At 71.1% G+C, this 12,886-nt stretch carries 14 protein-coding genes; all 14 read left to right on the top strand.

What is annotated here, in order from left to right; genetic code table 11:
- Positions 1-63: 63 nt before the first annotated feature.
- The 14 genes from pgsA to OO62_RS14665 all read left to right on the top strand — a co-directional run bounded on the left by pgsA (position 64) and on the right by OO62_RS14665 (position 12,754).
- Complete coding sequence (gene pgsA, locus OO62_RS14600; protein ID WP_033267816.1) at positions 64-723, top strand: phosphatidylinositol phosphate synthase; 660 nt, start codon at positions 64-66, stop codon at positions 721-723.
- A complete protein-coding gene (locus OO62_RS14605; protein ID WP_033267817.1) occupies positions 720-1,670 on the top strand; it encodes a phosphatidylinositol mannoside acyltransferase in 951 nt (316 codons plus the stop codon). The genes pgsA and OO62_RS14605 overlap by 4 nt, the downstream gene beginning before the upstream one ends.
- Positions 1,667-2,827, top strand: coding sequence for a glycosyltransferase family 4 protein (locus OO62_RS14610; RefSeq protein ID WP_033267818.1), 1,161 nt, complete (start codon positions 1,667-1,669; stop codon positions 2,825-2,827). Before OO62_RS14605 ends, OO62_RS14610 begins: the two co-directional genes overlap by 4 nt.
- Before the next feature lie 126 nt (positions 2,828-2,953).
- A complete protein-coding gene (locus OO62_RS14615) occupies positions 2,954-3,499 on the top strand; it encodes a LemA family protein (RefSeq protein ID WP_033267819.1) in 546 nt (181 codons plus the stop codon).
- A 152-nt stretch (positions 3,500-3,651) separates the two neighbouring features.
- The gene (gene pdxS, locus OO62_RS14620; RefSeq protein ID WP_030067142.1) at positions 3,652-4,563 is read left to right on the top strand and encodes a pyridoxal 5'-phosphate synthase lyase subunit PdxS; all 912 of its coding nucleotides are present in this window, start codon (positions 3,652-3,654) and stop codon (positions 4,561-4,563) included.
- A 15-nt stretch (positions 4,564-4,578) separates the two neighbouring features.
- Entirely contained in the window at positions 4,579-5,172 is a 594-nt protein-coding gene (gene pdxT / locus OO62_RS14625) for a pyridoxal 5'-phosphate synthase glutaminase subunit PdxT (RefSeq protein WP_033267820.1), read from the top strand.
- Positions 5,173-5,245: 73 nt separating this feature from the next.
- Positions 5,246-5,998, top strand: a complete 753-nt coding sequence (locus OO62_RS14630) for a YebC/PmpR family DNA-binding transcriptional regulator (protein ID WP_033267821.1) — start codon at positions 5,246-5,248, stop codon at positions 5,996-5,998.
- A gap of 152 nt (positions 5,999-6,150) precedes the next feature.
- Positions 6,151-6,702 carry a crossover junction endodeoxyribonuclease RuvC gene (ruvC, locus tag OO62_RS14635; RefSeq protein ID WP_033267822.1) on the top strand — a complete coding sequence of 184 codons (552 nt, stop codon included), beginning with the start codon at positions 6,151-6,153 and terminating at the stop codon, positions 6,700-6,702.
- Entirely contained in the window at positions 6,699-7,319 is a 621-nt protein-coding gene (gene ruvA, locus OO62_RS14640; RefSeq protein WP_033267823.1) for a Holliday junction branch migration protein RuvA, read from the top strand. The genes ruvC and ruvA overlap by 4 nt, the downstream gene beginning before the upstream one ends.
- Positions 7,320-7,401: 82 nt before the next feature.
- Positions 7,402-8,490, top strand: a complete 1,089-nt coding sequence (gene ruvB / locus OO62_RS14645) for a Holliday junction branch migration DNA helicase RuvB (protein ID WP_033267824.1) — start codon at positions 7,402-7,404, stop codon at positions 8,488-8,490.
- 163 nt (positions 8,491-8,653) lie between these two features.
- Entirely contained in the window at positions 8,654-9,175 is a 522-nt protein-coding gene (gene yajC / locus OO62_RS14650) for a preprotein translocase subunit YajC (protein ID WP_033267825.1), read from the top strand.
- A gap of 147 nt (positions 9,176-9,322) precedes the next feature.
- Entirely contained in the window at positions 9,323-11,083 is a 1,761-nt protein-coding gene (gene secD, locus OO62_RS14655; RefSeq protein ID WP_033267826.1) for a protein translocase subunit SecD, read from the top strand.
- A 1-nt stretch (position 11,084) separates the two neighbouring features.
- Complete coding sequence (gene secF, locus OO62_RS14660; RefSeq protein WP_033267827.1) at positions 11,085-12,209, top strand: protein translocase subunit SecF; 1,125 nt, start codon at positions 11,085-11,087, stop codon at positions 12,207-12,209.
- A complete protein-coding gene (locus OO62_RS14665) occupies positions 12,206-12,754 on the top strand; it encodes an adenine phosphoribosyltransferase (RefSeq protein WP_033267828.1) in 549 nt (182 codons plus the stop codon). The genes secF and OO62_RS14665 overlap by 4 nt, the downstream gene beginning before the upstream one ends.
- The last annotated feature ends 132 nt before the right edge of the window (positions 12,755-12,886 follow it).

Consider the following 12,886-nt stretch of genomic DNA (forward strand, 5'->3'; position numbering starts at 1 on the left):
GCTACGATGGGCCAGCCGGTGGCCCCTTGACCGCGCGGCCCGCATCGACCCTTCGGGAAGGCCATGCTGAACAAGTACGCGCGTGCGTTCTTCACGCGTGTTCTCACGCCGTTCGCCGCCCTGCTCATCCGTATCGGCGTCAGCCCGGACGCGGTCACCCTGATCGGGACCGGGGGCGTGGTGGCCGGCGCCCTGGTCTTCTACCCGCGGGGCGAGTTCTTCTGGGGCACGATCGTCATCACCCTGTTCGTCTTCTCCGACCTGGTCGACGGCAACATGGCGCGCCAGCTGGGCCGCTCCAGCCGCTGGGGCGCCTTCCTCGACTCCACCCTCGACCGGGTCGCCGACTCGGCGATCTTCGGCGGGCTGGCCCTGTGGTACGCCGGGCGCGGTGACAGCCTGATGCTCTGCGCGATGGCGATCTTCTGCCTCGCCAGCGGCCAGGTGGTCTCGTACACCAAGGCGCGCGGGGAGGCCATCGGGCTGCCGGTGGACGTCAACGGCCTGGTGGAGCGCGCCGAGCGGCTGGTGATCACACTGGTGGCCTGCGGTTTGTCGGGTCTGCACAAGTTCGGGGTACCCGGAGTCGAGGTGCTGCTGCCGATCGCGCTGTGGATCGTCGGCATCGGCAGTGCCGTCACGCTCGGCCAGCGCGTGGTCACGGTACGCCGGGAGTCGGCCGAGGCCGACGCCGCCGTCGCACAAGGGGGGAACACCGTATGACCCGGCTGCCGGGAATCGACACCGACAAGCTCACCGACGCGCTCTACGGCCTGGGCTGGAGCACCGTCAAGAAGCTGCCCGAGGGCGTCGCCATACGGCTGGGCCGGCGGATCGCCGACACGGCCTGGAAGCGCCGCGGCAAGGGCGTCCGGCGCCTGGAGGCGAACCTCGCCCGGGTGGTCCCGGACGCCTCGCCCGCGCGCCTGGCCGAGCTCTCCCGCGCCGGGATGCGCTCGTACATGCGCTACTGGATGGAGTCCTTCCGCCTGCCCGCCTGGAGCGAGGACCGGATAAAGACGGCCTTCGACCCCGAGGACGTGCACCACCTCACCGACGGCCTCAAGAGCGACCGCGGCGTCATCCTCGCCCTGCCCCACATGGGCAACTACGACCTCGCCGGCGTCTGGGTCACCACCAAGCTCAACACCCCCTTCACCACCGTCGCCGAGCGCCTGAAGCCGGAATCCCTCTACGACCGCTTCGTCGCCTACCGGGAGGGCCTGGGCATGGAGGTGCTGCCGCACACCGGCGGCGCCGCCTTCGGCACCCTCGCCCGGCGGCTGCGGGCCGGCGGCCTGGTCTGCCTGGTCGCCGACCGCGACCTCTCCAGCTCCGGCATCCCGGTCACGTTCTTCGGGGAGGAGACCAAGATGCCGGCCGGCCCCGCAATGCTCGCCCTGCAGACCGGCGCGATGCTGCTGCCGGTCACCCTCTGGTACGACGACAGTGCCGTCATGCGCGGCCGGGTTTACCCGGAGATCGACGTCCCGGAGACCGGCACCCGCGTCGAGAAGGCCCACCGGATGACCCAGACCCTGGCCGACGCCTTCGCCTCCGGCATCGCCGACCACCCCACGGACTGGCACATGCTGCAGCGCCTGTGGCTGGCCGACCTGGAACCGCGCCCGGAGAACGGCCCCGTGGCCACCGGATCGGAGACCTCGTGAAGATCGGCATCGTCTGCCCGTACGCCTGGGACGTCCCCGGCGGCGTGCAGTTCCATATCCGCGACCTGGCCGACCACCTCATCCGGCTCGGCCACGAGGTCTCCGTCCTCGCCCCCGCCGACGACGAGACCCCGCTGCCGCCCTACGTCGTCTCCGCCGGCCGCGCCGTCCCCGTCCCGTACAACGGCTCGGTCGCCCGCCTGAACTTCGGTTTCCTCTCCGCCGCCCGCGTACGCCGCTGGCTCCAGAACGGCGCCTTCGACGTCATCCACATCCACGAACCGGCCTCGCCGTCGCTCGGCCTGCTCGCCTGCTGGGCGGCCCAGGGCCCCATCGTGGCGACCTTCCACACCTCCAACCCGCGCTCGCGGGCGATGATCGCCGCGTATCCGATCCTGCAGCCCGCACTGGAGAAGATCAGCGCCCGCGTCGCGGTCAGCGAATACGCCCGGCGCACCCTCGTCGAGCACCTCGGCGGTGACGCGGTGGTCATCCCCAACGGCGTGGACGTCGACTTCTTCGCCCGGGCCGAGCCCGACCCGCGGTGGCAGGGCCGGACCATCGGCTTCATCGGCCGGATCGACGAGCCCCGCAAGGGCCTGCCGGTCCTGATGCAGGCGCTGCCCAAGATCCTCGCCGAGGTCCCGGACGCCCGGCTGCTGGTCGCCGGCCGCGGCGACGAGGAGGAGGCGGTCGCGGGCCTGCCCGCCGAGCTGCGCTCCCGGGTCGAGTTCCTCGGCATGGTCACCGACGAGGACAAGGCCCGGCTGCTGCGCAGCGTCGACGTCTACGTCGCCCCCAACACGGGCGGTGAGTCCTTCGGCATCATCCTGGTGGAGGCGATGTCGGCCGGTGCGCCCGTACTGGCCAGCGACCTGGACGCGTTCGCCCAGGTCCTTGACCAGGGCGAGGCCGGCGAACTCTTCGCCAACGAGGACGCGGACGATCTGGCCACCGCGGCGGTACGCCTCCTCGGCGACCCCGCCCGCCTCGCCGAGCTGCGCGAACGCGGTACCCGCCACGTCCGCCGCTTCGACTGGTCGACGGTCGGCGCCGACATCCTCGCCGTCTACGAGACCGTCACCGCCGGCGCAGCCTCCGTAGCCGCGGACGAGGCCGTGGCAACCCGAAGCCGGCGCCGCCTGACGCGGGACTAGGCGTCCGGCGGGCTTCCCACGTTTTTGTCCGTCCCGCCGCAGGCGCAACGGCGAGCAACCCCCACGGCGGGAAAGCCGAAAACGTGGGAAGCCAGCCAAGCGCAGCGCCCGGTAACGTGACCCGCCGTGACCACGTTCATCTGGATCGCCGCCGCGATCGTCCTCATCGGCATCTACCTCAGCTGGACCGCCGGCCGTCTCGACCGTCTGCACGCGCGCATCGACGCGGCCCGGGCGGCCCTCGACGCCCAGCTGCTGCGGCGTGCGTCCGTCGCGCAGGAGGTGGGCACGTCCGGCGTTCTGGATCCCGCCGCGTCGATCGTGCTCTACCAGGCCGCGCACGAGGCCCGGCAGGCGGAGGAGGACCAGCGTGAGGTCGCCGAGAGCGCGCTGACCCAGGCGCTGCGGGCCATCTTCGCCGAGGAGGCGCAGCTGGAGGCCGTACGGGAGGCACCGGGCGGCGAGCAGACGGTCATTGAGCTCACCGCCGCGGTCCGTCGCGTCCCGATGGCCCGGCGCTTCCACAACGACGCCGTACGGGCGGCCCGCGCGGTGCGCCGCCACCGGGTGGTGCGATACTTCCGGCTCGCCGGGCACGCACCGTTCCCGCTGGCCTTCGAGATGGACGACGAGCCCCCAGCCGTCCTGGACGACCGCTCGGCGGGCAACTGACCCGGGCGCCGAACGGGCCGCGGACGGCTGCCGGGCACCGCCCCGTCCGCGCCCAACGATCCACCGGCCTTGAATTGGCCCTTTTCTCCGGTCCCTCGCAAACGGTTGTGTGGTCCGCACGCATAACCACCCGCACTGAGTGAGGTCTAACCGTGTCCAGCACGCCCACCACGCCCCAGAACCCCGAGACCGGAACCGCGCGCGTGAAGCGCGGAATGGCCGAGCAGCTCAAGGGCGGCGTGATCATGGACGTCGTCACGCCGGAAGAGGCGAAGATCGCCGAGGACGCGGGCGCCGTCGCCGTCATGGCCCTGGAGCGGGTCCCCGCCGACATCCGCAAGGACGGCGGCGTGGCCCGTATGTCGGACCCCGACATGATCGACGGCATCATCGACGCCGTCTCCATCCCGGTCATGGCCAAGTCCCGCATCGGTCACTTCGTCGAGGCCCAGGTCCTGCAGTCCCTCGGTGTCGACTACATCGACGAGTCCGAGGTCCTCACCCCGGCCGACGAGGTCAACCACTCCGACAAGTGGGCCTTCACCACCCCCTTCGTCTGTGGTGCCACCAACCTGGGCGAGGCGCTGCGCCGGATCGCCGAGGGTGCCGCGATGATCCGCTCCAAGGGCGAGGCCGGCACCGGCAACGTCGTCGAGGCGGTCCGTCACCTGCGCCAGATCAAGGGCGAGATCGCCAAGCTGCGCGGCTGCGACAACAACGAGCTGTACGCCGCCGCCAAGGAGCTGCGCGCACCCTTCGAGCTGGTCAAGGAGGTCGCCGAGCTCGGCAAGCTGCCGGTCGTGCTGTTCTCCGCCGGTGGTGTGGCCACCCCGGCCGACGCCGCGCTGATGCGCCAGCTCGGCGCCGAGGGCGTCTTCGTCGGCTCCGGCATCTTCAAGTCCGGTGACCCGGCCAAGCGCGCCGCCGCGATCGTCAAGGCCACCACCTTCTACGACGACCCGAAGGTCATCGCGGACGTCTCCCGCAACCTGGGCGAGGCCATGGTCGGCATCAACTGCGACACCCTCCCCGAGGCCGAGCGCTACGCCAACCGCGGCTGGTAAGGACGTAAGAACCAGATGAGCACCCCCACCATCGGTGTGCTGGCCCTCCAGGGCGACGTCCGCGAGCACGTCAAGGCGCTCGCGGACGCCGGTGCCCAGGCACGGCCGGTGCGCCGCCCCGAGGAACTGGCCGAGATCGACGGCCTGGTCATCCCGGGCGGCGAGTCCACCACGATGTCCAAGCTGGCGGTCGTCTTCGGCATGCTGGAGCCGCTGCGCGCGTTCGTCCGCGCGGGCCGCCCGGTCTACGGCACCTGCGCCGGCATGATCATGGTCGCGGACAAGCTGCTGGACGCCCGCGAGGACCAGGAGACGCTCGGCGGCATCGACATGATCGTGCGCCGTAACGCCTTCGGGCGGCAGAACGAGTCGTTCGAGGCGGCCATCGATGTGACCGGTATCCCCGGCGGACCGGTCGAGGGCGTCTTCATCCGGGCGCCCTGGGTGGAATCCGTCGGCGGCGCGGTCGAGGTCCTGGCGACCTACGACGGGCACACCGTGGCCGTGCGGCAGGGTAACGTCCTCGCTACGTCCTTCCACCCGGAACTCACGGGTGACCACCGGGTGCACGCCCTGTTCGTCGACATGGTGCGCGCGTCAGCTGAGTGACAGCGGGTGATCCAGCCCCGGTAGGATCGAAGGCGTTGGTTTCAGAAATGGGTTACGCGAAGGAGACAGGCGGATGTCCGGCCACTCTAAATGGGCTACGACGAAGCACAAGAAGGCCGTGATCGATGCCAAGCGCGGCAAGCTCTTCGCGAAGCTGATCAAGAACATCGAGGTCGCGGCTCGCACGGGCGGCGCCGACCCCGACGGTAACCCGACCCTCTTCGACGCCATCCAGAAGGCCAAGAAGAGCTCGGTGCCCAACAAGAACATCGACTCCGCGGTCAAGCGCGGTGCGGGCCTGGAGGCCGGCGGCGCCGACTACGAGACCATCATGTACGAGGGTTACGGCCCCAACGGCGTCGCGGTGCTCATCGAGTGCCTCACCGACAACCGCAACCGGGCCGCCTCGGACGTCCGCGTCGCCATGACCCGCAACGGCGGTTCGATGGCCGACCCGGGTTCGGTTTCGTACCTGTTCAACCGCAAGGGCGTGGTGATCGTCCCCAAGGGTGAGCTGAGCGAGGACGACGTTCTGGGCGCGGTGCTGGACGCGGGCGCCGAAGAGGTCAACGACCTCGGCGAGTCCTTCGAGGTGCTCAGCGAGGCCACCGACCTGGTGGCGGTCCGTACCGCCCTGCAGGAGGCCGGTATCGACTACGACTCCGCCGACGCCAACTTCGTCCCGACCATGCAGGTCGAGCTGGAGGAAGAGGGCGCCCGCAAGATCTTCAAGCTGATCGACGCGCTGGAGGACAGCGACGACGTGCAGAACGTCTTCGCCAACTTCGACGTCTCGGACGATGTGATGGCCAAGGTCGACGCCTGACGCGTTTTCACCACGGCTGACGCGGACGGGCCGACGGGAACACACCCCGTCGGCCCGTCCGCGTTGTCAGTGCCAGCCGATACTGTGCTGGTCAGGGGGTTTCGGCCCCCGGCACAGGAACAGGTGACCGAAGTCGGTGAGGGGAGGGCGCCGTGAAGGTGCTGGGCGTGGACCCGGGGTTGACCCGGTGCGGGATCGGCGTGGTGGAGGGGGTCGCCGGCCGCCCGCTGAAGATGGCCGGCGTCGGCGTCGTCCGGACCCCGGCGGATGCGGACATCGCCGACCGGCTGGTCCTCATAGAGCGCGGCATCGAGGAGTGGCTGGAGAGCCACCGCCCCGAATTCGTCGCCGTGGAGCGGGTGTTCAGCCAGCACAACGTCCGTACGGTCATGGGCACCGCCCAGGCCAGCGCGGTCGCCATGCTGTGCGCCGCCCGCCGCGGACTGCCGGTCGCCCTGCACACCCCCAGCGAGGTCAAGGCGGCCGTGACCGGTTCGGGCCGGGCCGACAAGGCCCAGGTCGGCGCGATGGTGACGCGGCTGCTGCGGCTCGACGCGCCGCCCAAGCCGGCCGACGCCGCCGACGCCCTGGCCCTCGCCATCTGCCACATCTGGCGCGCCCCCGCGGTCAACCGCCTCCAGCAGGCGCAGGCCGCCGCCCGCCGCTCCGCCGCTCCCGTCCGTACGCTGAAGGGCACCCGATGATCGCCTTCGTCTCCGGGCCGGTCGCGGCCCTGGCCCCCGATACCGCCGTCGTCGAGGTCGGCGGCATCGGGATGGCCGTCCAGTGCACCCCGAACACCCTCTCCGGGCTGCGCCTCGGACAGCAGGCCAAGCTCGCCACGTCCCTCGTCGTCCGAGAGGACTCGCTCACGCTCTACGGCTTCGCCGACGACGACGAGCGGCAGACCTTCGAGCTGCTGCAGACCGCCAGCGGCGTCGGTCCCCGGCTCGCCCAGGCCATGCTGGCGGTGCACTCGCCCGACGCGCTGCGGCTGGCGGTCGCCACCGGGGACGAGAAGGCGCTCACGGCGGTCCCGGGCATCGGCAAGAAGGGCGCTCAGAAGCTGCTGCTGGAGCTGAAGGACCGGCTCGGCGAGCCCCTGGGCACCGGCCGCACGGGTGCGGCCGGTGCTGCCGCGGCCGGCTGGCGCGATCAGCTGCAGGCCGCCCTGATCGGGCTCGGCTACGCCACCCGCGAGGCGGACGAGGCGGTCGCCGCGGTCGCCCCGCAGGCCGAGGCGGCGCTCGCCGACGGCGGCGCGCCGCAGGTCCCGCAGCTGCTCAAGGCCGCCCTGCAGACCCTGAACCGCGCACGATGAGCGCCGCCACCCGGGCCCCGGGCCCGCGACCGTACGACCACGCAGGCGGCCCGGCCGCCCCGACCCCGCGAGGCAATCCGCAGTGAACTGGGACGACACCGCACCGTCCACCGAGGACGCCGCGCCGGCCGGCGCCGACCGGCTGGTCGGGCCCGACGCGGACGGCGAGGACACCGCCGTCGAGGCCGCGCTGCGGCCCAAGGACCTCGCCGAGTTCGTGGGCCAGGAGCGGGTGCGCGAACAGCTCGACCTGGTGCTGCGCGCCGCCCGGGCCCGCGGCGCCACCGCCGACCACGTCCTGCTGTCCGGCGCGCCCGGCCTCGGCAAGACCACCCTCTCCATGATCATCGCCGCCGAGATGGGCGCCCCGATCCGGATCACCTCCGGCCCGGCCATTCAGCACGCCGGCGACCTCGCGGCGATCCTCTCCTCCCTCCAGGAGGGCGAGGTCCTCTTCCTCGACGAGATCCACCGGATGTCCCGGCCCGCCGAGGAGATGCTCTACATGGCGATGGAGGACTTCCGCGTCGACGTCATCGTCGGCAAGGGCCCCGGCGCCACCGCCATCCCCCTCGAACTCCCGCCGTTCACCCTGGTCGGCGCCACGACCCGGGCCGGTCTGCTGCCGCCCCCGCTGCGTGACCGCTTCGGCTTCACCGCGCACATGGAGTTCTACGCCCCCGCCGAGCTGGAGCGGGTCATCCACCGCTCGGCCGGGCTGCTGGACGTCGAGATAGAGGCGGACGGCGCCGCCGAGATCGCCGGCCGCTCCCGCGGCACGCCCCGTATCGCCAACCGTCTGCTGCGCCGGGTCCGCGACTACGCCCAGGTCAAAGCGGATGGACTGATCACCCGCGAGATCGCCTCGCAGGCCCTCGGGGTGTACGAGGTCGACGCCCGCGGCCTGGACCGGCTCGACCGCGCGGTGCTCACGGCCCTGCTCAAGCTCTTCGGCGGCGGCCCGGTGGGCCTGGCCACCCTCGCGGTCGCGGTGGGGGAGGAGCGCGAGACGGTCGAGGAGGTCGCCGAGCCGTTCCTCGTGCGGGAAGGGCTGCTCGCCAGGACCCCCCGGGGGAGGATCGGGACCCCCGCGGCCTGGGCTCATCTGGGGCTGGTTCCCCCGCAGCACCAACCGGGAGGAAGCGGACAGCAGGGCTTGTTCGGCCCGTGACGGCGCGGAGACTCGCCCGGCCAGGAACTGCGGTGCGATGCTGGGCGTTGTTCCACTGGTGGGGACTCGCTTAGACTCCGCCGATGCCGACCGTGAGGGCCGGCATACCCACCCCCGCTATATGAGACCGCCCAGCAGCGGTCGTGCGAAGGATTTCCGTCCCGTGAGTATCGTGACTCTTCTCCCCTTCATCGTCCTCATCGGGGCCATGTTCCTGATGACGCGGTCCGCCAAGAAGAAGCAGCAGGCGGCCCAGCAGATGCGCAACGAGATGCAGGCCGGCACCGGCGTCCGGACCATCGGTGGCATGTACGCCACCGTCAAGGAAATCCACGAGGACACCGTCCTCCTGGAGGTCGCCCCCGGCGTGCACGCCATCTACGCCAAGAACGCCATCGGCGCGGTGCTCGCGGACGAGGAGTACAACCGCATCCTGGACGGTGCCGACCCGATCCACGCCGACGAGCCGGTCGTCCCGGACGACGCCTCGTCGCTGACCGGCGACACCGCCGCCGAGACGGGTGACAAGGCCGACAAGATCGACCTCGGCAAGGCCGCGACCCCGGCCGACGCCGAGCCCGCCACCGAGCAGCCCGCGGCCGACAAGGGCGCAGAGGACAGCGTCAAGGCCGACGCCGACGCCGCCAAGGAGGACAAGAAGGCCGGCGGCGACGACGCGAAGTAGTCCCTCCCACGGAACCGCGGAGCGCGAAGCGTCGTGCGCCGCGGTTCCGGGACGGTCTAGGCTCCGGCGGGGGCAGGTCCCCACAAGACTTCGTGGCCGCTCGGCCGACACACCGGGCCGAGGGGTTGGACAGGGAGAAACGAGAAGGTGGCAGCACCGAAGAAGGGCCGCAGGGCGCCCACGGGCCAGGGGCATCCGGGCCGCACCCTGATCCTGGTCCTGATCGTGATGGCCGGGCTGATCGGAGGCATGTTCTACGCCGGCACGCTGACGCCGCGGCTGGGCATCGACCTGGCCGGCGGCACGAGCTTCACGCTCCAGGCCGAGAACATGCCGGGCAAGCCCAACGCGATCAACGAGACCAACATGAAGACCGCCTCCGGGATCATGGAGCGGCGGGTCAACGGTCTGGGCGTGTCCGAAGCCGAGGTGCAGACCCAGGGCACCGACCACATCGTGGTGAACATCCCCCGGGGTACGGACGCCAAGCAGGCCCGTCAGCAGGTCGGTACCACCGCCCAGCTCGGATTCCGGCCGGTGCTGACCACCACCGCCGGCACCAAGGCTCCCGAGCCCGAGCCCAGCCCCTCCAAGGGCGCGAACGGCAAGGGCAAGGGCGGCGACCAGGCCAAGGGCACGCAGCAGCACGCCTCCTCGTCGCCGACCCCCGGCGCGAAGCCCACGACGCAGGGCCGTGCCGTCACGGACTCCCTGAAGAAGGCTCCGTCCGGGAAGCCCAGCCCGTCCGGCCCGGCCAAGCCCACCGCGCCCGCGGTCCCGCCGGCCCCTGGCGGCGACCAGATCCCGCCGGCCCTCCAGAAGCAGCTGAACGCGCTGGACTGCTCCACCAAGAAGGCCCTCGCGGTCGCCGGTGAGAAGGCCGCCGCGGCCAACCCGTCCTCGCCCGTCGTGGCCTGCAAGGACGACGGCTCGCAGAAGTACGTGCTCGGTCCGGTCGGTGTCGAGGGCACCGACGTCAAGGACGCCAAGGCCGTCTTCGACAGCCAGCAGGGCCAGGGCTGGATCGTCCAGATGGACTTCACCTCCGACGGTGGCAAGAAGTTCGCGGACGTCACCGGCAAGCTCGCCACCAAGGCGCAGCCGCAGAACCAGTTCGCGATCGTCCTCGACGGCGCGGTGGTCTCCGACCCGCGGGTCAGCGAGCGGCTGAACGGCGGCAACGCCACCATCTCCGGCGGCTTCACCCAGCAGTCCGCCGAGGACCTCGGCAACATGCTGTCCTACGGCGCGCTGCCGCTCTCGTTCAAGATCGTCGACGAGACCTCGGTCACCGCGGCGCTCGGCGGTGAGCAGCTGCACGCCGGTCTGCTGGCCGGCGCCATCGGCCTGGCCCTGGTCATCATCTACCTCGTCGCCTACTACCGGGGTCTGGCGCTGGTCGCGCTGGCGAGCCTCGGGGTCTCGGCGATCCTGACGTACGCGATCATGACGTTGCTGGGCCCGGCCATCGGGTTCGCACTGAACCTCCCGGCGGTCTGTGGCGCCATCGTCGCCATCGGCATCACCGCCGACTCGTTCATCGTCTACTTCGAACGCATCCGGGACGAGATCCGCGAGGGCCGCACGCTGCGGCCCGCCGTCGAGCGCGGATGGCCGCGGGCCCGCCGTACGATCCTGGTCTCCGACTTCGTGTCGTTCCTGGCCGCCGCGGTGCTGTTCATCGTCACCGTCGGCAAGGTGAAGGGCTTCGCCTTCACGCTGGGCCTGACCACGGTGCTGGACGTCGTGGTGGTGTTCCTCTTCACCAAGCCGCTGATGACGATGCTGGCCAAGCGGAAGTTCTTCGCCAACGGACACCCCTGGTCCGGCCTCGACCCCAAGCGCCTGGGCGCCAAGCCCCCGCTGCGCCGCCGTCGCTCCGCCCCCACCCAGACGAAGGAGGCGTGAGATGTCCAAGCTCGGAAGCATCGGCGCCCGGCTCTACCGCGGTGAGGTCGGCTACGACTTCATCGGCAAGCGGAAGATCTGGTACGGCATCTCGATCCTCATCACCATCACGGCCATCGTCGGCCTGGCGGTGCGGGGTCTGAACTTCGGCATCGAGTTCTCCGGCGGCGCGGTCTTCACCACTCCCAAGACCAGCGTCTCCGCCTCCCAGGCGCAGCACCAGGCCGAGTCCGCGGCCTCCGGCCACCAGGCCGTGGTCCAGAAGCTCGGCAGCGGCGGGCTGCGCATCCAGATCAGCGGTCTGGACACCAAGCAGTCCCTGCCGGTCCAGGAAGAGCTCGCCAAGGACCTGAACGTCCCGGTCAAGGACGTCAACACCCAGCTGGTCGGCCCGAGTTGGGGCGAGGAGATCGCCAACAAGGCGTGGCTGGGCCTGGGGATCTTCATGGTCCTCGTGGTGCTCTACCTGGCCATCGCCTTCGAGTGGCGGATGGCCCTGGCCGCCCTGATCGCGCTGATCCACGACCTCACGATCACGGTCGGCGTCTACGCCCTGGTCGGCTTCGAGGTCACCCCCGGCACGGTCATCGGTCTGCTGACGATCCTCGGTTACTCCCTCTACGACACGGTCGTCGTCTTCGACAGCCTCAAGGAAGCCTCCAAGGACCTCACCAAGCAGAACCGCTTCACGTACAGCGAGATCGCCAACCGTTCGATCAACGGCACCCTGGTGCGTTCGATCAACACCACGGTCGTGGCGCTGCTCCCGGTCGCCGGGCTGCTGTTCGTCGGCGGCGGTGTGCTGGGCGCGGGCATGCTCAACGACATCTCGCTGGCCCTGTTCGTCGGTCTCGCCGCCGGTGCGTACTCCTCGATCTTCATCGCGACCCCGCTGGTCGCCGACCTGAAGAACCGCGAGCCGCAGATGAAGGCGCTGACCAAGCGGGTCATGACGAAGCGCGCCGCGGCCGCGGCCAAGGGCGCGAGCCAGGAGGACGGGCAGGACGAGGCGTCCGGCGTGGCCGTGGCCGGCGACGACGACGGTGCCGCCGCGGTCGTCGGCCCGCGCCATCAGCCCGCCTCCCGCAACCGCGGACGCGGCCGCCCGTCGGGCAAGCGCCGATGAGTGCCGAGGCCGCCCTGCGCGAGCTGCTGCTGAGCAAGATCACCGACGTTCCGGACTATCCCCAGCCGGGGGTGATGTTCAAGGACATCACCCCGCTGCTGGCCGATCCGGCGGCGTTCGGCGCGCTCACCGACGCCTTCGCCGAGCTGTGCGACCGCCACCGCGTGGACAAGGTCGTGGGCCTGGAGGCGCGCGGCTTCATACTGGCCGCCCCCGTCGCGGTCCGCGCCGGCGTCGGTTTCATCCCCGTACGCAAGGCCGGCAAGCTGCCCGGCACCACGCTCTGCCAGGCGTACGAGCTGGAGTACGGCACCGCCGAGATCGAGATCCACGCCGATGCGCTGGCCCCGGGCGACCGGGTGCTGGTGATCGACGACGTCCTGGCCACCGGCGGTACCGCCGACGCCTCGCTTCAGCTCATCCGGCGCGCGGGCGCCGAGGTCGCGGCCGTCGCGGTGCTGCTGGAGCTGGGTTTCCTGGCCGGCCGGCAGCGCCTGGAGCCGGGGTTGAAGGGCGCTCCGCTGGAGGCGCTGATCACGGTCTGACCGCGTCCGCCAGGGCGTCCGCCAGGGCAGACACTGCATGCACGGCACAGGGGCATCCGGAACAATTCGGGTGCCCCTGAGTGCTGTGTCATGTACGGACCCATGGCCGCGCGGCGGGCGCGGCCCCGGGCT

The sequence above is a fragment of the Streptomyces lydicus genome (assembly GCF_000717345.1).
GTDB classification, from domain to species: Bacteria; Actinomycetota; Actinomycetes; order Streptomycetales; family Streptomycetaceae; genus Streptomyces; species Streptomyces lydicus.

Excerpts from the sequence above, each read along its gene's own strand:
- OO62_RS14605 (WP_033267817.1), top strand. The coding sequence starts at position 720 with ATGACCCGGCTGCCGGGAATCGACACCGACAAGCTCACCGACGCGCTC.
- ruvA (WP_033267823.1), top strand. The coding sequence starts at position 6,699 with ATGATCGCCTTCGTCTCCGGGCCGGTCGCGGCCCTGGCCCCCGATACC.
- OO62_RS14630 (WP_033267821.1), top strand. The coding sequence starts at position 5,246 with ATGTCCGGCCACTCTAAATGGGCTACGACGAAGCACAAGAAGGCCGTG.
- pdxT (WP_033267820.1), top strand. The coding sequence starts at position 4,579 with ATGAGCACCCCCACCATCGGTGTGCTGGCCCTCCAGGGCGACGTCCGC.
- secF (WP_033267827.1), top strand. The coding sequence starts at position 11,085 with ATGTCCAAGCTCGGAAGCATCGGCGCCCGGCTCTACCGCGGTGAGGTC.
- OO62_RS14665 (WP_033267828.1), top strand. The coding sequence starts at position 12,206 with ATGAGTGCCGAGGCCGCCCTGCGCGAGCTGCTGCTGAGCAAGATCACC.
- pgsA (WP_033267816.1), top strand. The coding sequence starts at position 64 with ATGCTGAACAAGTACGCGCGTGCGTTCTTCACGCGTGTTCTCACGCCG.